This is a genomic window from Tardiphaga sp. vice154 (genome assembly GCF_007018645.1).
In the GTDB taxonomy this organism is placed as follows: domain Bacteria; phylum Pseudomonadota; class Alphaproteobacteria; order Rhizobiales; family Xanthobacteraceae; genus Tardiphaga.
The window spans coordinates 1,199,851-1,221,491 of the sequence record NZ_CP041399.1 but is presented as its reverse complement, the minus strand read 5'-3'; the positions used below and the strand labels follow the sequence as shown (position 1 = coordinate 1,221,491).

Genomic DNA, 21,641 nt, shown 5'->3' with positions numbered 1-21,641 from the left:
CCGCGTTCAACGCGTCAGCCGAACCGGCCGGTGATGTAATCCTGGGTACGGCGATCTGTCGGCGAGGTGAAGATCTTGTTGGTCGGGCCGAATTCGATCAACTCGCCGAGATACATGAAGGCGGTGCTGTCAGAAACGCGCGCCGCCTGCTGCATGTTGTGGGTGACGATGGCAATGGTGTAGTCGTTCTTCAACTCGTCGATCAATTCCTCGATCTTGGCGGTCGAGATCGGATCCAGCGCCGAGCACGGCTCGTCGAACAGGATCACCTCGGGCCTGACCGCAATGGTGCGCGCGATGCACAGGCGTTGCTGCTGGCCGCCCGACAGGCTGAGACCGGAGGCGTTCAGCTTGTCCTTGACCTCGTTCCACAGAGCGCCGCCGCGCAGCGCCTTCTCGACGCGGCCATCCATCTCCGACTTCGAGATCTTCTCGTAGAGACGCACGCCGAAGGCGATGTTTTCGTAGATGGTCATCGGGAACGGCGTCGGCTTCTGGAACACCATGCCGACGCGGGCGCGCAGCAGGTTGAGATCCAGCTTCGGATCGAGCACGTTCTGGCTGTCGAGCATAACCTGACCCTCGGCACGCTGGCCGGGATAGAGGTCGTACATGCGGTTGAAGATGCGCAGCAGCGTGGACTTGCCGCAGCCCGACGGGCCGATGAAGGCGGTGACGCGGTTGGCGACCAGCGTCAGGTTGATGTGCTTCAGCGCGTGATGGTCGCCGTAATAGAAATTCAGGTCGCGGACGCTGACCTTGGAGCGCTCCTCGCCCATCGCCACCTGCGGCGGCAGGGAAACCGAGGATACGCCGGAAGATACGGATAGTTCACTCATTTCGCTGTCCTCTCGGCGCCGAGAATGCGCGCGCCAATGTTAAGGGCAAGTACGGCCAGGGTTATGATCAGAGCGCCGCTCCAGGCCAGCTGCTTCCAGTACTCGTAGGGGCTTTGAACGAAATTGTTGATGGTCACCGGCAGGTTGGCCATGGTCCTGGTGAGATCCAGGCTGAAGAACTGGTTGCTCAGCGCGGTGAACAGCAAGGGCGCAGTTTCGCCGGCGACGCGGGCCGTCGCCAGCAGAACGCCGGTGATGAGGCCGGCGCGGGCGGCGCGGTAGGCGATCCGCTTGATCACCAGCGAACGCGGCAGGCCGAGCGCCGAGGCCGCTTCGCGCAGCGGATTGGGCACCAGGCCGAGCATGTCCTCGGTGGTCCGGACCACCACAGGGATCACGATCACGGCCAATGCCAATGAACCGGCGAAGGCCGAGAAACCGCCCATCGGCACCACCACCGCGCCATAGACGAAAAGGCCGATGATGATTGAGGGCGCCGACAGCAGGATGTCGTTGATGAAGCGGATCACATCGGTGAGCCGGTCGTTCTTGCCGTATTCGGCCAAATAGGTGCCGGCGAACAGGCCGAGCGGCGCGCCGATGCCGACGCCGATCGCCGTCATGATGATCGAGCCGACGATGGCGTTGAGCAGGCCACCTTCGGCGGAGCCCGGCGGCGGCGTGTTCTGCGTGAACAACTGCACGCTGAGGCCGGCGAGGCCGTTGCTGAACAGCGTGAACAGGATCAGCGCCAGCCAGGAGACGCCGAAGATGGCGGCGCCGAAGCACAGCGCACGGATCAGCATGTCGAAACGGCGGCGGGAAGCGTAAATCGGGTTCATGACATCACCTGAAGCATGATGGCCTTATCCGAAAACCGGTATCCACTTTTCGGGGCCATGCTAGTTACCCGCCTTCTTTTCGAGACGCATCAGCATCAGCCGCGCGCCCGACAGCACGAAGAATGTCAGCACGAACAGCAGCAGGCCGAGCAGGATCAATGCGGACTGGTGCAGGCCATCGCTTTCCGCGAACTCGCTGGCGATCGCTGCCGAGATAGTGGTGCCCGGCCCGAATAGCGACCCGGAAATCCGGAACGAGTTGCCGATGATGAAGGTCACCGCCATCGTCTCGCCGAGCGCGCGGCCGAGCGCCAGCATGATGCCGCCGATCACGCCTACCTTGGTGTAGGGGATGACGACATTGCGCACGACTTCCCAGGTGGTGCAGCCGACGCCATAGGCGGCTTCCTTCAGTACCGGCGGCACCGTCTTGAACACGTCGACCGAGATCGAGGTGATGAAGGGCAACACCATGATGGCGAGGATCAGCGCCGCGTTGAACAGGCTGAGATAAGAGGGCGGGCCGGCGAAGATGGTGCCGAGAACCGGCACGCCTTCAAAAGTGGCGATCATGAACGGCTGCACATGATCGGCCAGATACGGCCCGAGCACGAAGAAGCCCCACATGCCGTAGATGATCGAGGGAATGCCGGCGAGCAGTTCGATTGCCATGCCAATCGGCCGGCGCAGCCACTGCGGGCACAGCTCGGTGAGGAAAATCGCGATGCCGAGGCCGACCGGAATGGCGATCGCCATGGCGATCACCGAGGTCACCAACGTGCCGTAGATCGGGCCGAGCGCACCCAGCACCGGCGGATCGTTGGCCGGCGCCCAGCGCTGCGTCCACAGGAACGCCAAGCCGTATTCCTTCATCGCCGGCCAGGCGCCCGCGATCAGCGAGAGAATGATGCCGCCGAGAAGCAGCAGGACGGACATCGCGCACAGGCGCGTGATCCAGTAAAATGCCTGATCACCGAACTTGAAGGCGCTCAGCGCCTTCGCACGATCATACGGTCCGGCAGCTTCCATCGACGAGCTCTGTACGGCCATATCTGCCACGCCAGTCCCCTGTTTTTACTGTACTGGATGCACGGGCGCATCGTTGAGAAATTCGAGCTGCGCTGATGCCGCGCTGCGGTCGTCGTTATGGTGAGCCACCAGTCCCGCGGCCCCCCCTTGCGGGGGAGGGTGGCGCGAAGCGCCGGGAGAGGGCGAGCCGCAAGCGCCGTCGCCCGGCGCCCCCCTCTCCCTGCCCCTCCCCAAAGAGGGGGGAGGGTACACTACTGCCAGCTTGTGATCGCTCAGCTCTTGATGTCAGCCGACCAGGTCTTTTCGATCAGCTTGACGACCGGCTCCGGCATCGGAATGTAGTCGAGTTCCTCGGCCATCTTGTCGCCCTTCTCGAAGGCCCAGGTGAAGAACTTGATGGCTTCGGCGGAGGCTGCCTTGTCGGCTGGAACCTTGTGCATCAGGATGAAGGTTGCGGCGGTGATCGGCCAGGAGGCGTCGCCCGGCTGGTCGGTCAGGATCACGTAATAGCCGGGAGCCTTGGCCCAATCGGCGTTGGACGCGGCGGCCTGGAACGAGGCGACGGTCGGCTGCACGGTCTTGCCGGCCTTGTTGATCATGCCGGCATAGGTCAGCTTGTTCTGCTTGGCGTAAGCGTATTCGACGTAACCGATCGCGTTCTTGGTCTGGCTGATGTTGCCGGCAACGCCTTCGTTACCCTTGGCGCCGACGCCAACCGGCCATTCGACGGCGGTGCCCATGCCGACCTTGGTCTTCCAGTCCGGGCTCGCCTTGGCGAGATAATCGGTGAAGTTGAAGGTGGTGCCCGAACCGTCCGAACGGCGGACCACGGTGATGGCGGCCGAGGGCAGTTTCAGCTTGGGGTTCAGCTTGACGATCGCGGCGTCGTCCCACTTGGTGACCTTGCCGAGATAGATGTCGGCCAGCAGTTCGCCGGACAGAACCAGTTCGCCGGAAGCGATGCCTTCAAGGTTCACGACGGGAACGATCGCGCCCATCACCATCGGCCACTGCACGAGTCCGTCTTTTTCGAGCTGCTCAGCCTTGAGCGGCGCGTCGGTGGCGCCGAAGGTCACGGTCTTGGCCTGGATCTGCTTGATGCCTGCGCCGGAGCCGATCGACTGGTAATTCAGGCCATTGCCGGTCTCTTTCTTGTAGGCGTCAGCCCACTTCGAATAGACCGGGAAGGGGAAGGTCGCGCCCGCACCGGTGATGTCGGCAGCGAATGCCGAGGTCGAAGCGGCCATCAGGCCGACTGCGACGATTGCCTTGAGGAATTTCATGGGTGATCTCCGTTGGGTCAAGGGCGCCCGTCCCGGAGCCCTGTGCCGCCTCTTTACGAGCCTGCTGTGGAGCTAATATTGCAATTGGATGACGTTCATGTGACACGGCATTTCATCAATGATTTCAATGATAAAACCCGTTTCCCCGGAGCTGTGCGAGCGATATTTGGCCGGTTATGGAAGGTTCGATCGTAGACGGGGGTACCAGACGATACCGCGGACTTAGCGCCGCATTAACGAATTGCTAACGCTGGTCTCCGATGAATAGATGCGCGGTTTTCGCGCTGCAATCGAGGCAGGCCCATGTTTGAGCACTTCCCGAGGTTTCGTGCCCAGCACTATCTCCGCGGCATGATCGGCGAGCGCGAATTCAAGGCGCGTTCGGCTTCCCGTGACGCCGAGACCGACAGCGGGCGCGTCCACGCGATCCTGCTGGCGATCGAGCAGGCCTTGACGGGTGCCGAAAAGGAACATGCCGGCCTCACCCGCCGGGTCGATGACGTGCTGTCGCGCGCCGCCGTAACCTTTGGCAACGGCAATGATGAGTATCTGACGCGCGAACCGCTCGACAGCGATCATCTCGATCTGTTGGAGAAGGAGATTTCCAACGGTCAGCGCCGGCTGCGCGAACTCGTCGAGGGCATCGCCAACTACAAATCCATGAGAACCGTGCTGCTGTCACGCTTCGCCGAGCACGAACCGCAACGTTCGGGGACGGCCCCCACTTCTATTTAGGTCGTACGCTTTGATCGGTGGTGGAATTGCCGGGGGGCGGAAGTACCGGGGTCGTACCGGCGTCCGGCGCAGGCACGCGCATTTCTGTATCGATCCCACCGGGCGGACACAACACGCCATCGGATCTGGCCAACCTGTCGCTCAAAGGCTCGGAATTCCGGCCGGATGGCGCGCGCTCAGGTGACAACGTCCCCTGCTGCGGATCGGTCTGCGTCGGCGTGCAATTCGTCGCCTGCGGGAACGCGATGCCCGTGCCGGCGAGTGAAAGACTGACGATCAACAGCGTTGACGTGAACTTCATCGGGGTCAACGGCGCGACCGCCTGCATGTTCCGATCGGCACATCAGGTTTTGCGGTACCGGATCAGCGAAAAATGGCCCATCGGGGGCATCGGACGGCGTTCGGCCAGGGTGATGCCTCCATGTCCGGCAGCCCAGTCCACCAGCCGCCCCCACGGAAACTCGGGACGCCAGCCGAGCCGGCGCGCCAATGGCGCAAAGGCCAACTCGAACAATTTTCGCGGGCCGCTTTCAGCACCGATATGGTTCACAAGGATCAGCTCGCCGCCAGGCTTCAGAACGCGAATGAAATCGTCCAGCGTCGCTTCGGGATCGGGCACGGCGGTGATGACGTACTGCGCCACCACGGCGTCAAAGTAGTCATCCGCAAAAGCGAGGTTCTTGGCGTCCATCACCGCCAGCGTCTCGACGTTGGTCAGGTTCAGCGCCTTCACGCGCTGATGCGCCTTGCGCAGCATCGGCTCGGATATATCGACGCCGCAGATCCGGGTGGTGCGGGAATAATCGATCAGCGACAGCCCGGTGCCGACGCCGACGTCGAGAATACGGCCGCCGATCCGGTCGGCCTCGATGATCGTGGCCTGGCGGCCGGACTCGAATACCTTGCCGAACACGATGTCGTAGATCGGTGCCCACAGCCCGTAAGCCTTCGCGACCCCCGCGCGGTCGATATCGCCAGCCATTTCCTGCCCTGATCTCTTAGATACGCAACGCTGCGACCAGCGGCTGCTGAACGTTAACATCCCTGGCCGGACGACCAACAACGCTGTTTGCCGCCGCGCTTTTGATGAAGCCGCCGCCTAGCACGCGGGCCTGGCCACTGGCGGCATCATAGAACACGCAGGCCTGGCCGGGCGACACACCCTCCTCGCCGCCGACCAGTTCGATCTCGTAACCGCCACTCACCGCGCGCAGCCACGCCGGCTGCGGACCGCGGGTCGAGCGCACCTTGACGAACAGTTCGAGCCCGTCGCCGACCGCCGCATCCAAAGTGCCGCCGCCGATCCAGTTGATGTCACGCAGCGCGATGCGGTGCATGCGCAAGGCCTCGCGCGGACCGACGATGACGCGCCGGGAGGCGGCGTCGAGCTTGATGACATAGAGCGGCGCACTCGCCGCAATGCCGAGGCCGCGGCGCTGACCGACGGTGAAGTGCACGATGCCCTCATGACGGCCGATCACGCGGCCATCGAGATCGACGATGTCGCCGGGCTCCAGCGCGTTCGGCTTCATGCGCTCGATCACGTCGGTGTAACGGCCGGACGGCACGAAGCAGATGTCCTGGCTGTCCTGCTTGTCGGCAACCGACAGGCCGAACTGCCGCGCCAGTTCGCGGGTCTGCGGCTTGGTCATGTCGCCGAGCGGAAAGCGCAGATAGTCGAGCTGTTCCTGCGTGGTGGCGAACAGGAAGTAGCTCTGGTCGCGATCGGCATCCGCAGCGCAAACCAGCGCGCGCGAGCCATCGTCCAGACGGCGCGAGGCGACGTAATGGCCCGTGGCCAAGGCCTGCGCGCCGAGTTCGCGCGCGGTGGCCAGCAGGTCGCGAAACTTGACGGAGCGGTTGCATTCGATGCACGGCACCGGCGTTTCGCCGATGGCGTAGCTGGCGGCGAAATTGTCGATCACCGACTCGCGGAACTTACTCTCGTAATCCAGCACGTAATGCGGAATGCCGAGGCGTTCGGCGACGTCACGGGCGTCGTGGATATCGCGACCGGCACAGCAGGCGCCCTTGCGGTGGGTGGCGGCGCCATGGTCGTAGAGCTGCAGCGTGATGCCGACGACATCATAGCCCTGCGACTTCAGCAGCGCGGCCGTCACCGAGGAATCGACGCCACCGGACATGGCGACCACGACCCTGGTGTCCTGCGGATGGCCTTCGAGATCCAGACTGTTGCGCATGGGTTCGGTCATCGATGCGACCGGGCTGGCTGCGAGCCGCCGCGATCAGGAAAAGGGGAACGGATCGAGGAACGCGAGCGTGTTCCGGCGATGGCTGGGATGCTGCACTTTAATATAGGCCGACTTCCGCTCAGGCAATCACGCTGGCGGCCCCGCAACGGCAATTCTTGCCGACAGGCAGAAACAAAGTAGCGGAAACGCTCGCTAGCTCTTGGCACCGTTCCTATAACATATTGAAATGTATAGATTTATTTTTTCTGGACCGCGTGGCCCGGTCTTTGCTCAAGGAACACTGGAACTCATCTCGAAAGGCCGGCCGTGGTTAGCGTGACGTCAGATATCGCCTCAAACGTATCGTTTGCGCCTGCGCGATCGAAGTCGGTCCGCGACGACAAGCCGGTCGACGCCGGCAGCTTCAGCGCGATGGTCAACAACAATACCGCTAACAGCGCCAAAGACCGGCCGGATTCCACCCTGCCCGAGGCACCGTCGCCGTCTCGCGACGACCAGCGGCCGGCCAAGGCCGACGACCGCGCGCAGCGCAGGGACTCCCGCGCCGATGCTGCCGCCGCATCGGACGCCCGCAATCAGGACGCCCAGACCAAGGCCGCCAGCGACCGCGCCGACGCCACCGACAACAGCAAGGCCAATAGGCCGGTCCGCAGCGACAGCAAGCCGGACAACGGCAAACTCGAAAAGGATGCGGCCAAGGATACGAAAGACGCCCAGGACGGCAAGGACACGAAGGACGCCGCCCCGACGGACGCCGCCGCGGTTCCTGCCGAATCGGACAAAGCCGTGCCGGTGGCCGCGGTTGCCGTCGTCATGCCTGTGGTTACCGCCTCTGTAGACACTGCCTCGGCACCGGTCGACGCCTCAACCGGCGCAACCGCGCCGCTGGCGATTGCCGCCGCGGTGCTGAAGGCCCAGGCCGCCGCCGCGGAAGCCACGGCTACGACCGGCACCGAAGCTGCCGCAGAGACCGCGACGCCGCCAACCACCGATCCGGATTTTGCCGCCCTGATCGCCGCCGCCACGCCAGCCGCGGCCAAGACCGCCAGCAAGGAAGCCAAGCCGACGACCGAGAGCGACGCCAAGTCCGAAACGACGGGGACCGCGACGGGGATCGCGCCGCAGCCGACGCAGGCCACCGCATCGACTACGAAGGACGTCAAGAACGGTACCGGCGACGTTTCCGCCGATGGCGTCAAGCCGGACTCCGGCAATGCCGCGGCAAAGCACGCCGCGCATGCCGCGCATGAGCGCGCTACGCCAGATACCGTGCAGCCTGCATCGACCGATGCGCCCCAGCCGACCAACATGACGACGCAGCCGCCGCTGCCGACTACGGCCCCCATCGTCGCCACGGCGCCGCAGTTCACGGCCACGCTCGCCGCCAATACGCCGGTGCCGCTGAGCGGCGTCGCCGTCGAAATCGCGCAGTCGGCACAATCCGGCAAGAGCCGCTTCGACATCCGTCTCGACCCGGCCGAACTCGGCCGCATCGATGTCCGCCTCGACGTCGACCGCGACGGCAACGTCACCTCGCATCTGACGGTGGAGAAGCCGGAGACGCTGGCGATGCTGCGTCAGGACGCGCCGCAGCTGCAGCGCGCGCTGGAGCAGGCCGGCATGAAGACCAGCGACGGCGGGCTGCAGTTCAGCCTGCGCGACCAGTCGCAGGGACAGCAGCAGAACAACGGCGACAATTCCGGGCGTCAGTCACAGCGTCTGATCATCAGCGAAGACGACTCCATCCCGGCGGTTTCCGTCGGGCACAACTACGGCCGCATGCTGGGATCCAGCCGCGGCATCGATATCAGTATCTGAGGAGAGAGCCATGGCCGTTGATTCAATATCCAAGCCGGCGCCGGTCGTATCTGGAACAGTCGCCAGTACGTCGACGTCGACCGATACCAGTGCAACGACGACGACGGGCATTGCGGATAATTTCCAGACCTTCCTGAAGCTGCTGACGACGCAGCTGCAAAATCAGAACCCGCTCGATCCGCTGGACACGAACCAGTTCACCCAGCAGCTCGTGCAGTTCGCCGGCGTCGAGCAGCAGCTCAAGTCGAACGACCAGTTGAAGGCGCTGGTCGCAATGCAGAAGAGTGCCGCGGCCACCGAAGCGCTGGTCTATGTCGGCAAGACCGTCGCCGTCGATGGCGCCACCGCCAAGTTCGACACCTCGGCGACATGGAATTTGAACGCCGCCACAGACACGACGACCTCGACGATCAACATCACCAACTCGGCCGGCGCCACGGTCTACAACGGCACTTTCGCGCTGAAGAAGGGCGACTCCAGTTTCGTCTGGGACGGCAAGGGCAATGACGGTACGCAATACCCGGCGGGCTCCTACACGATCAGCGCAACCGGGAAGGATTCGAACGGCCAGACCGTGGCGATCTCGACCGAGGTGCAAGGCGTGGTCGACTCCGTCGATCTGACCGCCAGCCCGGCGCTGTTGTCGATCCAGGGCAACAATTACACGACCGACAAGATCAAGCGCGTGGTGCGCACCGTCGAGAACACGACCCCGGTGACGACGCCCGCGAGCTGATCAGGCTTGAATGACTTCCAGCTCCGCCCGGATCGTCGATCCGGGCGGAGCTCTTTCCGGCCCAAAGCGTCGCCTTCCCGACCCGCTCCAGATCGATTCACATTGAAGTTACAGGCTTAGGCAAATTTTAAGTCGCCGGGCGTAGGTTCTCATAGTGAGTTCAGTGGTTGAGAGTTTGTGAGTACGCCATGACAGAACCCCATCGCCCGAGGGTCAAATACGTCATCGGGCCTGACGGCAGTCCGTTAACAATTGCGGATCTGCCTGCACCCGGGACGAAACGGTGGGTCATCCGCCGCAAGGCCGAAGTGGTTGCCGCCGTCCGCGGGGGCCTGCTTTCCCTCGAGGAAGCCTGCAGCCGCTACACGCTGACAGTCGACGAATTCCTTTCGTGGCAATTCTCGATCGACCAGCACGGTCTCGCGGGCCTGCGGACGACCCGCATCCAGCAATACCGCCAATAAGCGAATCTTCCCGATATTTCCAATTTGACGAAAACCGGCTCCCTCACGGGAAGCCGGTTTTTGCCATTTCGTGCGGTATTTCCGACCTGTTAACCCGCGTTAACCATATCGAAACCATACCGTAGGCAAAATCTGCCCAGTCGGTCCCTCGGGCCGCGGTTCAGGGGCTGGTTCGTGCAGGGTCTGCTAAGTTTCCTCAAGGGGTTGGGCGCCGCGCGCCTGATGGCGATGGTTGCGGTAACGGCCGCGCTGATCGGCTTTTTTGCGTTTGTTATCATGCGGGTAACGATGCCGCAGATGACCACCCTATTCACCGACCTCAGCGTCGAGGACTCCTCGGCAATCATGAAAGACCTGGAGCGCCAGGCGATTCCCTACGAGCTCAAGAACGACGGCGCCGCCATCATGGTGCCGAAGGACAAGGTCACCAAGCTGCGCATGAAGCTGGCCGAAGGCGGCCTGCCCAAGGGCGGCGGCGTCGGCTACGAGATCTTCGACAAGTCGGACGCCCTCGGCACCACGTCTTTCGTCCAGAACATCAATCATTTGCGTGCCCTGGAAGGCGAATTGTCGCGCACCATCCGCGCCATCGACCGCGTCCAGGCTGCCCGCGTCCACCTCGTGCTGCCGGAGCGGCCGCTGTTTTCCCGCGAGACCCCGGAGCCATCGGCCTCGATTGTGGTTCGCGTCCGCGGCCAGCTCGATCCGCAGCAGGTCCGCGCCATCCGTCACGTCGTCGCCTCCGCCGTCAACGGATTGAAGCCGAACCGGGTGTCGATCGTCGACGAGGCCGGCATGTTGCTCGCCGACGGCGCCGAAGGCGATCCGGCCAATGGCGGCAATGGCGACGAACGCCGGATCGGCTTCGAGAAGCGGATGCGCAACCAGGTCGAGGCGATCGTCTCCTCGGTGGTCGGCTCCGGCCGTGCCCGCGTCCAGCTCACCGCCGACTTCGACTACAACAAGGTCACCCAGACCTCGGACAAGTTCGACCCCGAAGGCCGCGTGCTGCGCTCCAGCCAGACCCGCGAAGAATCCGCGGCCACCGCCGCCGCTGACGGTCAGGTCACTGTCGCCAACGAGCTGCCGGGTGCCCAGGGCCAGGGCGGCGCGACGGCGCGGGACCAGAGCAAGAAGTCGGAAGAAACCAACAATTACGAGATTTCCCGCACCACCAAGACCGAAGTCACCGAGGCCGGCCGCGTCAACCGGATCTCGGTCGCGGTGCTGGTCGACGGCGCCTACACCAAAGGCGAAAAGGGCGATCTGATCTATCAGGAGCGCAGCAAGGAAGAGCTCGACCGCATCGGCCAGCTGGTCCGCTCGGCGATCGGCTTCGACCAGAAGCGCGGCGACCAGGTCGAGATCGTCAATCTGAAATTCGCCGAGGCCCCGACGGTGGTGCCGAACGCGGAGCCGACCGGCCTGCTCGGCGCGCTGCAATTCACCAAGGACGATGTGATGTACGTCATCGAGCTGGCCGTGATGATGCTGCTCGGCCTGGTGGTGATGTTCATGGTGATCCGCCCGCTGGTCCGCCGCATCCTCGCCAGCGACCCGGTCGCCGCGCTGACCGGCCCCGGCGGCGCGCATGCCGCGCTGACCGACGGCACCGCAGTCGGCGCCGACGGCCAGGCGCTGATCCCCGCCGGTGGCGCCAGCGCGATCGACATCGCCACCGTGCAGGGCCAAGTCTACGCCCAATCCGTTCACCGCGTCGGCGAACTCGCCGACCGCAATCCCAACGAAACCGTAGCCATTGTCCGTCAATGGCTCACCGAACCGGCGTAATCTGAAATGGCCGTCCCCGCGACCCAGACCGACAATACCAGCGACATCTCCAGCGTCATCGCATCGCTGGCGCAGCGCCAGGGTGGCCGCCCCGCCACCAAGCCGCTGAGCGGCCCCAAGCGCGCGGCGATCCTGATGCTGGCGCTCGGCGAACAATATGGCGGCAAGATCTGGGCATTGCTCGATGACGATGAGGTACGCCAGCTGTCCGGCGTGATGTCGACGCTCGGCACGGTCGAGCCGGAAACGGTCGAAGACCTGATGCTGGAATTCGTTTCGCGAATGTCGGCGTCGGGTGCCCTGATGGGCACCTTCGACGCGACCGAACGGCTGCTGACCCAGTACCTGCCCTCCGAGCGCGTCAACGGCATCATGGAAGAAATCCGCGGCCCCGCCGGCCGCAACATGTGGGAGAAGCTCTCCAACGTGCAGGAAGAAGTGCTCGCCAATTACCTCAAGAACGAATACCCGCAGACCATCGCCGTGGTGCTGTCGAAGCTGAAGCCGGAGCATGCTGCGCGGGTGCTGGCGATCCTGCCCGAAGACCTGGCGCTCGACGTCGTCGGCCGGATGCTGAAGATGGAGACGGTGCAGAAGGAGATCATCGAGCGTGTCGAGTCGACGCTGCGCACCGAGTTCATGTCGAATCTGTCGCAGACCCGCCGCCGCGATGCCCATGAGGTGATGGCAGAAATCTTCAACAATTTCGATCGCCAGACCGAGACCCGTTTCATCACCTCGCTGGAAGAAGACAACCGCGAAGCCGCCGAGCGCATCAAGGCGCTGATGTTCACCTTCGACGACCTCGTCAAGCTCGACGCCGGCTCGGCGCAGACCCTGATGCGCAACATCGACAAGGACAAGCTCGGCATCGCGCTGAAGAGCGCCAACGAGGATGTCCGCAGCTTCTTCATGGGCAACATGTCGTCGCGCGCCGCCAAGATGTTGCTCGACGACATGGCCGCGCTCGGGCCGGTGCGCTTGCGCGACGTCGACGAGGCGCAGGCGCTGCTCGTCAACCTCGCCAAGGACCTCGCTGCCAAGGGCGAGATCGTCCTGACCAAGAACCGTGCCGACGACGAACTGGTGTATTGATGGCAGCTCCGGCAAAATTCCTGTTCGACGTCGATTTCGCCGCGCCCGACAAGGCGCGCGCGCCCGTGGCCACGCCCGCGGAGATCGCGGAGCAGATCGCCAACGCCGAAGCCCACGCCTACCGCGCCGGTTTCGACGCCGCGCAGCGCGAAGCCAAGGCCGCGAGCGACCGCCGCGCCGCGCTGGCGCTTGAGGAAATCGGCGTCGCCATCTCCTCGATCTCGATGCGGTTTTCGGCGATCGAGATGCGGATGGAAACAGAGGCCGTCGAGGTTGCGGTCTCGGTAGCGCGCAAACTGTGCAGCGAGCTGATCGCCACCGAGCCGCTCACTGAGATGATGGCGCTGGTGCACGATTGCTTCAAGCATCTGGTGGCGACGCCGCACATCGTCGTTCGCATCAACGACCAGCTCTATGACGAAGCCCGCGAGCGGATCGAGAAACTGGCCAAGCAGAGCGGTTTCCAGGGCAAGCTGGTGATCCTCGCCGAGCCGGAAATCGAGAGCGGCGACTGCAAAATCGAATGGGCGGACGGCGGCGTGCTGCTGGAACGCGCGGCCATCGAGACCAAGATCAACGAACTCGTGGGGCGCTATATGGCGGCCCGCAACCAGGCACGGCCATGAGGACGAAACGATGAGCAATGACACCCACATGCCGCTTCCCGACCTCAATGCGGCCGAACCGATCGCGATGGGCGACGTCGGCTACAGCGAGGACGAACAGGTCACGCGGATCGCCGCCGACCTCGAAGCGGTATTCGACGTGCCGGTGCAGGTCTCGGCCGTGCTCGGACGTTCCAAGATGGATGTCGGCGAACTTCTCAAGCTCGGACCTGGCACCGTGCTGGAGCTCGACCGCAAGGTCGGCGAGGCCATCGACATCTACGTCAACAACCGGCTGGTTGCGCGCGGCGAAGTGGTGCTTGTCGAAGACAAGCTCGGCGTCACCATGACGGAAATCATCAAGGCAGAACGCTCGTAACGCGAACGACGCAGCGCCCGGACGGGCGCGACCAAGAGATCACAGGAGACCACCATGCGGCTTCTCATCGTCGGCACCCTCAAGGGCCAGCTCACCACCGCCACCAAGATCGCGATGGACAACGGCGCCTCCGTCGTCCACGCCGAGGATCTCGATCAGGCGATGCGGGTCCTGCGCGGCGGCAAGGGCGCCGACCTGCTGCTGGTCGACGTCGCGCTCGACATCCGCGATCTCGTGATGCGGCTTGAAGCCGAGCACATCCACGTGCCGATCGTCGCCTGCGGCATCACCAATGACGCCCGGGCCGCGGTCGCAGCCATCCATGCCGGCGCCAAGGAATACATCCCGCTGCCGCCGGATCCCGAGCTGATCGCCGCCGTGCTGGCGGCGGTCGCCAACGATTCCCGCGACCTGATCTACCGCGACGAGGCGATGGCCAAGGTGGTCAGACTGGCGCAGCAGATCGCCGGCTCCGACGCCTCGGTGATGATCACCGGCGAGTCCGGCACCGGCAAGGAAGTGCTGGCACGCCACGTCCATGCGCGCTCGCACCGCGCCAAGAAGCCGTTCATCAGCATCAACTGCGCGGCGATCCCCGAGCATCTCCTGGAATCCGAACTGTTCGGCCACGAGAAGGGCGCCTTCACCGGCGCCATCGCGCGCCGCATCGGCAAGTTCGAGGAAGCCACCGGCGGCACGCTGCTGCTCGACGAAATCTCCGAGATGGACGTGCGCCTGCAGTCGAAACTGCTGCGCGCGATCCAGGAACGCGTGATCGACCGCGTCGGCGGCACCCGCCCGGTGCCGATCGACATCCGCATCATCGCGACCTCGAACCGCAACCTGTCGGACGCGGTGCGCGAAGGAACCTTCCGCGAGGATCTCTTGTTCCGGCTCAACGTCGTCAATCTCAAGATCCCTCCCTTGCGCGAACGCCCGCTCGACATTCTCGAACTGGCGCAGCACTTCGCCAAGAAATACGCCGACGCCAACGGCGTGCCGGTGCGGCCGATTTCCGCCGAGGCGCGGCGCGTGCTCACCGTCAATCGCTGGCAGGGCAACGTCCGCGAGCTGGAAAACACCATTCACCGCTCGGTGCTCATGGCCAATGGGGACGAGATCGGCGCCGATGCGATCCTGACACCGGACGGCGACCGCCTCGACCTCGCCAAGACGGCGCCGGCGGTGGCGCATGCCACCTTCGCCGCCGAGCAGGTGACGCGGGCGCTGGTCGGCCGCACGGTCGCCGATGTCGAACGCGACCTGATCCTGGAGACGCTGAAGCACTGCCTCGGCAACCGCACGCACGCGGCGAACATCCTCGGCATCTCGATCCGCACGCTACGCAACAAGCTGAATGAATACGCCGACGGCGGCCTGCCGATCACGCCGGCCGGTTCGGGCGACTATCGCGCGATGGTGGCGACGGGTTAACGGAAATCGAAGGCCTCTCAGCCGTCATTGCGAGGAGCGAAGCGACGCGGCAATCCCGAAGGCCACCAAATCGGCAAGAACTGTATTGCTTCGTCGCAAGGGCTCCTCGCAATGACGAGGAGAGGTCGGAGTCCTCACGAATACTTCGGCGCGTCCGGCTTGCGGAAGATCTGGATCGGCTCGCCGGGCACCAATTGCGGCCGGGTGAACATCACATAGGCATATAGCGCGAGGTAGCCGATCGCGATGGCTCCGACCACGTAGATCACAATGGTCCCCGCGCGCTTCAATCTGCTACCCACCGGGATCTCCTGTCCGCGACCGGCGTTTTCGCCGGTGCCTGCGCGCTCTTACCTGCGCCATAAGGCGATTTTGGGCAACCGTCCCCGCCGGGGCGCGCTTGCACCAATCGCGCGAATGGTTAGCTTGCCCCTGTGAGTCGCGGCCGCATCGGGCGGGCCGGGCTTTTCCCGAGACGCCATGCCGACCTTTACCCCGCATCAGGATGCCGCGCTGAAAGCCGTCGATGACTGGCTCAAGGCCAAGCCCGGCAAGAACGGCACGCCGCCGGTGTTCCGGCTGTTCGGCTATGCCGGCACCGGCAAGACCACGCTGGCGCGGCACATCGCCGACAATGTCGACGGCGAGGTAAAATACGCCGCCTTCACCGGCAAGGCCGCGCTGGTGATGCGCAACAAAGGCTGCGACGGCGCCTCGACCATCCATTCGCTGATCTACCGCGCCCGGGAATCCGGCGAGGAGCAGCCGAATTTCGAACTGTGGGACGACGCGCCAGCCTCCAAGGCCAAGCTGATCGTGATCGACGAATGCTCGATGGTCGACGCCGATCTCGGCCGCGACTTGATGTCGTTCGACTGCCCGCTCTTGGTGCTCGGCGATCCCGCGCAGTTGCCGCCGATCCAGGGCGGCGGTTTCTTCACCGACTGCGAACCCGACATCATGCTGACCGAGGTGCATCGCCAGGCCGAGCACGATCCGATCGTGCGGATGTCGATGGACGTGCGCCTCGGCCGCGAGCTCGATATCGGCCGCTACGGCGACAGCGAAGTCGTCTCGCGCAAGGAGCTCGATCCCGAGCGCGTGATGGCCGCCGACCAGGTGCTGGTCGGCCGCAACAACACGAGGCGGTCGTACAATATGCGGGTCCGGCAGAAGCTCGGCATCGAGGACCCGCTCCCGGTCGCCAATGACAAGCTGGTCTGCCTGCGCAACAACCGCAAGAAGGTGCTGTTCAACGGCGGACTGTGGCGCGTCAAGGCGCGCGCGGCGTCAAAATCGGCGATTATCACCATGCGGCTGGCGCCCGACGAGGATTTCGGCGGCAAGGTGACGAAAGTCTCGGTGCGCGCCGACTGTTTCAGCGGCGGCGTCGAGGCACTCACCTGGGACCAGCGCAAGCCCTATGACGAGTTCGACTACGGCTACGTACTGACCGTGCACAAGAGCCAGGGCTCGCAGTGGGACGACGTGGTGCTGTTCGACGAAAGCTTCGCCTTCCAGGAAAGCCGGGCGCGCTGGCTCTATACCGGCATCACGCGGGCGGCCAAGCGCCTCAGCATCGTGGTGTGACATCGAATCTGTCGAAGATATATCCGGACGCTAATTGGAACGTTGCAGCGCGGCATCCGTTGACCCTGATCGAACATCAGGAGAGTTCATGTCCAAATTAAAGACTTTGACATCCGTTGCGCTGATCGGCGCCACTGCGCTGTCTTTTTCGGTCCCGGCGATCTCGGCGCCCATCATGGTGCAGCCACGGCTAATTCAGTCCAGCGCCTCGCTGCCGACTGAAAACGTGCAGTATTACCGTGGCGGCGGCTATGGCCGTGGCTACGGTTACGGCGGCGGTTATCGTGGACGCGGTTATGGTTATGGTCACCGCGGCGGCGGCAACGGCGCGCTGATCGGCGGCCTCGCGGCCGGCGCGATCATCGGCGGCGCAATTGCAGCCGGCGCGGCCCAGCAGAATGCGCAGTCCCAGCAGAATGCCAATTACTGCGCGCAGCGTTACCGATCGTATGACCCGCAGTCGGGCACCTACCTTAACAATGACGGCAATCGTTACCCCTGCCCGTAGTACAAGGCGCAGACGAAACAAGCCGCGGGACGCAAGTCCCGCGGCTTTTGCGTGGGGGGTTAACAACACTCACGAAGTCGTGTCCGCTGGCCTGTAACGCTTCGCGTCGGGCTGCGTACCTTGGAGTATCGGACCAGTCGCGCCGATTGCGAACCACGCGCCACGGTCTAGAATGCCGCTCATCCGGCTCTCACCCAAGAGGACATGCCATGCGCTCCACCCTCAGCCGCTTCACGCTTTGCGCCGCCGCGATCGGCGCGCTGGCTATTTCCGCCGTCTATGTCGCGCCCTCCTTCGCCGCCGAGGAGGCCGTCATCATTCCGGCGCCGGCTATGGACGCCAAGGCGACCACCGGCCTGCAGACCGCGGTGATCGCGGGCGGCTGTTTCTGGGGGGTGCAGGGCGTGTTCCAGCACACCAAGGGCGTCGTCAATGCGGTGTCCGGCTATTCTGGCGGCGCCAAGTCGACCGCGAATTACAGCGCGATCGGCTCTGGCACGACCGGCCATGCGGAAGCCGTCGAGATCAAATACGACCCGCAGAAGATCAGTTACGGCAAGATCCTGCAGATCTACTTCTCCGTGGTGCACGACCCGACGCAGTTGAACCGTCAGGGACCGGACAGCGGCACGCAGTATCGCTCGGAAATATTCACCACCACCGCCGAGCAGAAGCAGGTCGCGGACGCCTATATCACGCAGCTCAATGCCGCAAAGGTCTGGAATAAGCCGATCGTCACCAAGGTGAATGCGTTGCAGGCGTTCTATCCCGCCGAGGCCTATCACCAGGACTACCTGACGCTGCACCCCAATCAGCCCTATATAGCGATCAACGATATTCCCAAGGTCGAGAACCTGAAGAAGATCTTCGCCGAGCACTACAGCGAGAAGCCGACCCTGGTGAGCAGCGTAAAGGTCACGAACTGACCGAGCTCATCCAGTACGGCGCGTGAGGGAGAAACCATGAGCGATACGAAAACGGCCACGGGTAAGATCGAAAAGTCAGAGGCCGAATGGCGCAGCGAACTGACTCCGATGCAATATGCCGTGCTGCGCGAGAAGGCGACCGAACGGCCAGGCACCGGCGAATACGAGCATAGTCACACGCCCGGCACGTTCGTTTGCGCCGGCTGCGGCCAAACGCTGTTCGAGTCCGACGCCAAGTTCGACTCCGGCTGCGGCTGGCCGAGCTTCACGCAGCCGGCCCAGGACGGTTTTGTCGATGAGGTGCGCGACGTCAGTCACGGCATGGTGCGAACCGAGGTGCTGTGCTCGAAATGCAATGGCCACCTCGGCCACGTCTTTCCCGACGGGCCTGGACCGACCGGATTGCGCTATTGCATCAACTCGGCGGCCTTGAAACTACAAGCGAAGTAATTAGCTGGTTCCTACCGAGCTTGTTAACCGCCCTGTGTGACCAAGCCTGTATCAGGGCAGTCGCCGGGGCGTTTTGGCCTCCCGATGAGGGGCTGCCTCAATTAACGACATGCCTCATCCGCATGCATACCGTCCAAAGCACTGAAGGCTACCGTTATGTCGACCCATTCCAACCGCTGGCTGCTGGGCATTGGCCTAGCCGGCCTGCTGCTTGAGACCATCGTCTCCCACCCGGCGCTGGCCACCGACAAGGTGTCACTGTTCAAGGTGATCTCCGCCCGCGACGAGATCGTGATCGGCATGACCGACGATCAAATGTCGAAGCTGGACGCGCGCAATGCCGGCGGCGTGGCCAAGCGGCTGGTATCCGAGGGCACCATGACCGTCTGGCAATATGCGGTGCGCAAGGCCGAAGCCGGTGCGCTGGAGCAGGCGCCGTTGCGCCAGGTCGGGCTGCTGTCCAATGACGCGCTGCGCGTCGAGCCCTTCACCACGCCCTTGAAGATCGTGCCGATCCCGGATTCCAGCGGCCAATAGCCGACAAATCGCGCCGCACGCCGGCGAGGAACCCCGCATCTTCCGCCAGGTACCTGCAAAAACACGATTTATGAACGCTTGGCGGAGCTGGCGCAGCCATTCATCATGCTGCATCGGTGCTGTCGCAATCGGGCAAAACGTGCTTATATCAGGGTCTGTCCAGAAATGATGTTCCGCGGGCCGCCAGCCGGCTGCTGTCGCGAAGGAAGCGTCGTTTCGTTGCGTACAATCATTTGAGGTCCCGGACCATGGCAGCTTTCAGCTACAACACCGCCGCAGAATTGTTCCCCGCCGCGATCCGCAAGAAGAAGCGGGCCGGCTTCGCCTATCGCCGTTTCGACACCGCTGCCGCCGCGGTGCAGTTCGCGATCGAACAACTGCCGGCGGATTCGCTTAACGGCGCCTATTTGCAGGTCGACGAGGCCCGCTTCGACCAGTCCGGCATTCGCACCTTGTATGAGAGCGAAGACTTCCCGCTGGAGCGCCGGGCGCCGGAGCCGGCCGCGGAGGCCGCCACCGACGACGCGGACGCTGCCTAAGCTAAAGCCTCGGCTGCTTGTCCAGCCATTTGCGCAGCATCCGCATGTTGCGGACGTTGGCGCGAAACATGACGTCGAAGGCATCGCCGACAAACGGCACGATGCCGACGACGCCGTCCAGCGCCACATTGCCGAGCATCCGCGACGTGATGTGCCAGGGCGCGCCGAGCGCGCGGGCCTCGCGCACCAGCCACAGCGAAATCGCGGTCGTGATGATGTCGCCGACCACCGGCACCAGGCCGATCAGCCCGTCGATGCCGTAGCGGATGTTGGTGCCCGGCACCACGAAAGCGACATCCAGCAATTTCGCCAGCGCCTCCAGCCGCGCCACGCGCTCCTCGCGCGTGAGTGCCGCAAATGGATTGGCCTGGTGCGTGCTGAAATCGAAGCGAATGCCGGCGGCGTCCGGACGCAGGCTCTCGGGGCCGACCTCGCGGCCGTCCTGATCGATGATCGGGCCGCGCGCCGCATGGGGGCGGGCTGCGGTCGCGGTGCGGGAAAATGTTCGTTCGTTCGCCATACGCGTCACATGGGTAGCAGACGGCGCTTTCGCAAGCGGCATCGCGTCGCGTGCTCAGGCGCGCGTCGGGCGGTTCGGGTGCAGCGCGCCGGCGGTGTCCGGCACCAGCGACGGCGAGGTCAGCGGGCTCAGCGCATGGCGGTTCTTGCCGCCATGCTTGGCGGCGTAGAGGGCCCGATCGGCCGCGGCGATCAGATGTTCGGGGTGGGTGGCAATGGGCGGCTCCCATTGCGCGACGCCGATCGAGGCCGCGATCGGCAATTCGCCGGCGCTGCAGCCTTCGGCATCCAGCCGGCACGCCTCCAGGATCCGCGCAGCGATCGATGCGGCATCGTGCAGCCCGGTGCCCGGCAGCACGACGCAGAATTCGTCGCCGCCGGTGCGCGCCAGGAGATCGCCCGGCCGCAACATGCTCTGCGCCATCGTGGTGAAGTGGCGCAGACAATCGTCGCCGGCGGCGTGGCCATGGCTGTCATTGATCACCTTGAAGCCGTCAAGGTCGATCGCCAGCAACGCGAACGGCACATGGGAGCGCACCGCGCGGGCGCATTCCTCATCGAGCCGCTGCAGCAAATGCCGGCGGTTGGCGGCGCCGGTCAGGTCATCGACCAGGGCTAGCTCGGTCAGTTCGCCGCGCAGCGCATCGATCGCCATCAGCAGCGAGCCGAAATTCCACGCCATCGTCAGAAACACGATCAAGAGCAGCAGTATGGCCTGCAGCGCATTGAAATCGATCAGCGTCAGCGCGCCGCCGATCGACAGCAGTGCTGCGCCCGAGCGCAGCACATGGACGCCGACGAACAACACGCCGATCGTGCCGGCCAGCCTGGCGCCGGGATTGGCGCGGTCGCGCTGTGCCGTCAACATCGCCCGCGTTGCGATCAGCAGCGGCACCGACTGCCCAACCGAATAGATCACGATCCGCACCGCCATGTCGTCGCGCCACAGCGTGAACAGCGCCAGCGCCGCCACCGTCAGCGCGGTGGCCAGGACGGCGAGGCGCCACGACACCCGGCGATGATAGAACCGCAACACGCCATAGGCGTTGATGTAGCTGGAGAAGATCAGGATGCCGCCGCCGAGCAGGACCGGAATCAGCAGATCGACCTCGCCGCGCAGCATCGACACCGCGCTGCCCACCCCCGCGACGGCGGTCGAGGCCGCCCAATAGCGCGCCGGGGTGAATTTCGGATAGGCCCGCGCGACATAGGTCCAGACCAGGCCCAGCGCGACGAAATTGACCAGAAACACCGTCCACATGGTCGGCACGCTCAGCATCGCAACCGCCGATCCGCCCGTCCGCTGCCG

At 64.2% G+C, this 21,641-nt stretch carries 25 protein-coding genes; 15 read left to right on the top strand and 10 right to left on the bottom strand.

Annotated features, from left to right (window positions below):
• Positions 1-14: 14 nt before the first annotated feature.
• The 4 genes from pstB to pstS all read right to left on the bottom strand — a co-directional run bounded on the left by pstB (position 15) and on the right by pstS (position 3,993).
• Positions 15-839 (bottom strand): phosphate ABC transporter ATP-binding protein PstB, encoded by an 825-nt coding sequence (gene pstB / locus FIU28_RS05720; RefSeq protein WP_143572050.1) that lies wholly within the window; start codon positions 837-839, stop codon positions 15-17.
• The gene (pstA, locus tag FIU28_RS05715; RefSeq protein ID WP_143572049.1) at positions 836-1,681 is read right to left on the bottom strand and encodes a phosphate ABC transporter permease PstA; all 846 of its coding nucleotides are present in this window, start codon (positions 1,679-1,681) and stop codon (positions 836-838) included. The genes pstB and pstA overlap by 4 nt, the downstream gene beginning before the upstream one ends.
• Before the next feature lie 60 nt (positions 1,682-1,741).
• Entirely contained in the window at positions 1,742-2,740 is a 999-nt protein-coding gene (pstC, locus tag FIU28_RS05710) for a phosphate ABC transporter permease subunit PstC (RefSeq protein WP_143572048.1), read from the bottom strand.
• Positions 2,741-2,982: 242 nt separating this feature from the next.
• The gene (pstS, locus tag FIU28_RS05705; protein WP_143572047.1) at positions 2,983-3,993 is read right to left on the bottom strand and encodes a phosphate ABC transporter substrate-binding protein PstS; all 1,011 of its coding nucleotides are present in this window, start codon (positions 3,991-3,993) and stop codon (positions 2,983-2,985) included.
• Positions 3,994-4,296: 303 nt separating this feature from the next.
• Here pstS and FIU28_RS05700 point away from each other — a divergent pair, with 303 nt between their 5' ends.
• Entirely contained in the window at positions 4,297-4,728 is a 432-nt protein-coding gene (locus FIU28_RS05700; protein ID WP_143572046.1) for a hypothetical protein, read from the top strand.
• On the opposite strand, the gene FIU28_RS05695 is transcribed toward FIU28_RS05700, so the two are convergent.
• Genes FIU28_RS05695 through mnmA form a run of 3 tightly spaced genes read right to left on the bottom strand, consistent with a single transcriptional unit; the run spans position 4,721 to position 6,929 of the window.
• The gene (locus FIU28_RS05695) at positions 4,721-5,056 is read right to left on the bottom strand and encodes a hypothetical protein (protein ID WP_246660882.1); all 336 of its coding nucleotides are present in this window, start codon (positions 5,054-5,056) and stop codon (positions 4,721-4,723) included. The two genes, FIU28_RS05700 and FIU28_RS05695, sit on opposite strands and share 8 nt — an antisense overlap.
• Positions 5,057-5,071: 15 nt before the next feature.
• On the bottom strand, positions 5,072-5,710 hold the full coding sequence (locus tag FIU28_RS05690) for a class I SAM-dependent methyltransferase (protein WP_143572045.1): 639 nt from the start codon (positions 5,708-5,710) through the stop codon (positions 5,072-5,074).
• Between the two features lie 16 nt (positions 5,711-5,726).
• Complete coding sequence (gene mnmA, locus FIU28_RS05685) at positions 5,727-6,929, bottom strand: tRNA 2-thiouridine(34) synthase MnmA (protein ID WP_143576055.1); 1,203 nt, start codon at positions 6,927-6,929, stop codon at positions 5,727-5,729.
• A gap of 327 nt (positions 6,930-7,256) precedes the next feature.
• On the opposite strand from mnmA, the gene FIU28_RS05680 reads away from it, so the two are divergent.
• The 8 genes from FIU28_RS05680 to flbD all read left to right on the top strand — a co-directional run bounded on the left by FIU28_RS05680 (position 7,257) and on the right by flbD (position 15,263).
• A complete protein-coding gene (locus tag FIU28_RS05680) occupies positions 7,257-8,759 on the top strand; it encodes a flagellar hook-length control protein FliK (protein ID WP_143572044.1) in 1,503 nt (500 codons plus the stop codon).
• Between the two features lie 10 nt (positions 8,760-8,769).
• Positions 8,770-9,495 (top strand): flagellar hook assembly protein FlgD, encoded by a 726-nt coding sequence (locus FIU28_RS05675; protein WP_143572043.1) that lies wholly within the window; start codon positions 8,770-8,772, stop codon positions 9,493-9,495.
• A gap of 188 nt (positions 9,496-9,683) precedes the next feature.
• Positions 9,684-9,959, top strand: coding sequence for a CtrA inhibitor SciP (gene sciP, locus FIU28_RS05670; protein ID WP_002714638.1), 276 nt, complete (start codon positions 9,684-9,686; stop codon positions 9,957-9,959).
• A gap of 174 nt (positions 9,960-10,133) precedes the next feature.
• Positions 10,134-11,750 carry a flagellar basal-body MS-ring/collar protein FliF gene (fliF, locus tag FIU28_RS05665; protein WP_143572042.1) on the top strand — a complete coding sequence of 539 codons (1,617 nt, stop codon included), beginning with the start codon at positions 10,134-10,136 and terminating at the stop codon, positions 11,748-11,750.
• 6 nt (positions 11,751-11,756) lie between these two features.
• The gene (gene fliG / locus FIU28_RS05660) at positions 11,757-12,845 is read left to right on the top strand and encodes a flagellar motor switch protein FliG (protein WP_143572041.1); all 1,089 of its coding nucleotides are present in this window, start codon (positions 11,757-11,759) and stop codon (positions 12,843-12,845) included.
• Positions 12,845-13,471 (top strand): FliH/SctL family protein, encoded by a 627-nt coding sequence (locus FIU28_RS05655; protein WP_143572040.1) that lies wholly within the window; start codon positions 12,845-12,847, stop codon positions 13,469-13,471. The genes fliG and FIU28_RS05655 overlap by 1 nt, the downstream gene beginning before the upstream one ends.
• A 10-nt stretch (positions 13,472-13,481) precedes the next feature.
• Positions 13,482-13,829: a flagellar motor switch protein FliN gene (fliN, locus tag FIU28_RS05650; RefSeq protein ID WP_143572039.1), complete on the top strand. Its 348-nt coding sequence runs from the start codon at positions 13,482-13,484 to the stop codon at positions 13,827-13,829.
• 54 nt (positions 13,830-13,883) lie between these two features.
• The gene (gene flbD, locus FIU28_RS05645; RefSeq protein WP_143572038.1) at positions 13,884-15,263 is read left to right on the top strand and encodes a sigma-54-dependent transcriptional regulator FlbD; all 1,380 of its coding nucleotides are present in this window, start codon (positions 13,884-13,886) and stop codon (positions 15,261-15,263) included.
• 134 nt (positions 15,264-15,397) lie between these two features.
• Here the strand turns inward: flbD and FIU28_RS26300 are convergent, their stop codons facing one another.
• Entirely contained in the window at positions 15,398-15,565 is a 168-nt protein-coding gene (locus tag FIU28_RS26300) for a hypothetical protein (RefSeq protein ID WP_168202808.1), read from the bottom strand.
• A gap of 178 nt (positions 15,566-15,743) precedes the next feature.
• On the opposite strand from FIU28_RS26300, the gene FIU28_RS05640 reads away from it, so the two are divergent.
• From FIU28_RS05640 to FIU28_RS05615, 6 genes are all read left to right on the top strand, one after another.
• A complete protein-coding gene (locus FIU28_RS05640; RefSeq protein ID WP_143572037.1) occupies positions 15,744-16,853 on the top strand; it encodes an ATP-dependent DNA helicase in 1,110 nt (369 codons plus the stop codon).
• Positions 16,854-16,941: 88 nt separating this feature from the next.
• A complete protein-coding gene (locus FIU28_RS05635) occupies positions 16,942-17,361 on the top strand; it encodes a BA14K family protein (protein WP_143572036.1) in 420 nt (139 codons plus the stop codon).
• Positions 17,362-17,570: 209 nt separating this feature from the next.
• Positions 17,571-18,287: a peptide-methionine (S)-S-oxide reductase MsrA gene (msrA, locus tag FIU28_RS05630; RefSeq protein WP_143572035.1), complete on the top strand. Its 717-nt coding sequence runs from the start codon at positions 17,571-17,573 to the stop codon at positions 18,285-18,287.
• A gap of 36 nt (positions 18,288-18,323) precedes the next feature.
• Entirely contained in the window at positions 18,324-18,737 is a 414-nt protein-coding gene (gene msrB, locus FIU28_RS05625; protein WP_143572034.1) for a peptide-methionine (R)-S-oxide reductase MsrB, read from the top strand.
• Between the two features lie 156 nt (positions 18,738-18,893).
• On the top strand, positions 18,894-19,274 hold the full coding sequence (locus FIU28_RS05620; protein WP_143572033.1) for a hypothetical protein: 381 nt from the start codon (positions 18,894-18,896) through the stop codon (positions 19,272-19,274).
• A gap of 248 nt (positions 19,275-19,522) precedes the next feature.
• Positions 19,523-19,813: a hypothetical protein gene (locus tag FIU28_RS05615; protein WP_143572032.1), complete on the top strand. Its 291-nt coding sequence runs from the start codon at positions 19,523-19,525 to the stop codon at positions 19,811-19,813.
• A gap of 1 nt (position 19,814) precedes the next feature.
• Here FIU28_RS05615 and FIU28_RS05610 read toward each other — a convergent pair whose 3' ends face one another.
• Both FIU28_RS05610 and FIU28_RS05605 read right to left on the bottom strand, forming a co-directional pair.
• The gene (locus tag FIU28_RS05610; RefSeq protein ID WP_143572031.1) at positions 19,815-20,333 is read right to left on the bottom strand and encodes a DUF4112 domain-containing protein; all 519 of its coding nucleotides are present in this window, start codon (positions 20,331-20,333) and stop codon (positions 19,815-19,817) included.
• A 54-nt stretch (positions 20,334-20,387) separates the two neighbouring features.
• Positions 20,388-21,611, bottom strand: a complete 1,224-nt coding sequence (locus tag FIU28_RS05605; protein ID WP_143572030.1) for a GGDEF domain-containing protein — start codon at positions 21,609-21,611, stop codon at positions 20,388-20,390.
• Between the last annotated feature and the right edge of the window lie 30 nt (positions 21,612-21,641).

Excerpts from the sequence above, each read along its gene's own strand:
- pstB (WP_143572050.1), bottom strand. The coding sequence starts at position 839 with ATGAGTGAACTATCCGTATCTTCCGGCGTATCCTCGGTTTCCCTGCCG.
- pstA (WP_143572049.1), bottom strand. The coding sequence starts at position 1,681 with ATGAACCCGATTTACGCTTCCCGCCGCCGTTTCGACATGCTGATCCGT.
- pstS (WP_143572047.1), bottom strand. The coding sequence starts at position 3,993 with ATGAAATTCCTCAAGGCAATCGTCGCAGTCGGCCTGATGGCCGCTTCG.
- FIU28_RS05700 (WP_143572046.1), top strand. The coding sequence starts at position 4,297 with ATGTTTGAGCACTTCCCGAGGTTTCGTGCCCAGCACTATCTCCGCGGC.
- FIU28_RS05695 (WP_246660882.1), bottom strand. The coding sequence starts at position 5,056 with ATGCAGGCGGTCGCGCCGTTGACCCCGATGAAGTTCACGTCAACGCTG.
- FIU28_RS05690 (WP_143572045.1), bottom strand. The coding sequence starts at position 5,710 with ATGGCTGGCGATATCGACCGCGCGGGGGTCGCGAAGGCTTACGGGCTG.
- mnmA (WP_143576055.1), bottom strand. The coding sequence starts at position 6,929 with ATGCGCAACAGTCTGGATCTCGAAGGCCATCCGCAGGACACCAGGGTC.
- FIU28_RS05675 (WP_143572043.1), top strand. The coding sequence starts at position 8,770 with ATGGCCGTTGATTCAATATCCAAGCCGGCGCCGGTCGTATCTGGAACA.
- sciP (WP_002714638.1), top strand. The coding sequence starts at position 9,684 with ATGACAGAACCCCATCGCCCGAGGGTCAAATACGTCATCGGGCCTGAC.
- fliG (WP_143572041.1), top strand. The coding sequence starts at position 11,757 with ATGGCCGTCCCCGCGACCCAGACCGACAATACCAGCGACATCTCCAGC.
- FIU28_RS05655 (WP_143572040.1), top strand. The coding sequence starts at position 12,845 with ATGGCAGCTCCGGCAAAATTCCTGTTCGACGTCGATTTCGCCGCGCCC.
- fliN (WP_143572039.1), top strand. The coding sequence starts at position 13,482 with ATGAGCAATGACACCCACATGCCGCTTCCCGACCTCAATGCGGCCGAA.
- flbD (WP_143572038.1), top strand. The coding sequence starts at position 13,884 with ATGCGGCTTCTCATCGTCGGCACCCTCAAGGGCCAGCTCACCACCGCC.
- FIU28_RS05640 (WP_143572037.1), top strand. The coding sequence starts at position 15,744 with ATGCCGACCTTTACCCCGCATCAGGATGCCGCGCTGAAAGCCGTCGAT.
- FIU28_RS05635 (WP_143572036.1), top strand. The coding sequence starts at position 16,942 with ATGTCCAAATTAAAGACTTTGACATCCGTTGCGCTGATCGGCGCCACT.
- msrA (WP_143572035.1), top strand. The coding sequence starts at position 17,571 with ATGCGCTCCACCCTCAGCCGCTTCACGCTTTGCGCCGCCGCGATCGGC.
- msrB (WP_143572034.1), top strand. The coding sequence starts at position 18,324 with ATGAGCGATACGAAAACGGCCACGGGTAAGATCGAAAAGTCAGAGGCC.
- FIU28_RS05620 (WP_143572033.1), top strand. The coding sequence starts at position 18,894 with ATGTCGACCCATTCCAACCGCTGGCTGCTGGGCATTGGCCTAGCCGGC.
- FIU28_RS05615 (WP_143572032.1), top strand. The coding sequence starts at position 19,523 with ATGGCAGCTTTCAGCTACAACACCGCCGCAGAATTGTTCCCCGCCGCG.
- FIU28_RS05610 (WP_143572031.1), bottom strand. The coding sequence starts at position 20,333 with ATGGCGAACGAACGAACATTTTCCCGCACCGCGACCGCAGCCCGCCCC.
- FIU28_RS05605 (WP_143572030.1), bottom strand. The coding sequence starts at position 21,611 with ATGCTGAGCGTGCCGACCATGTGGACGGTGTTTCTGGTCAATTTCGTC.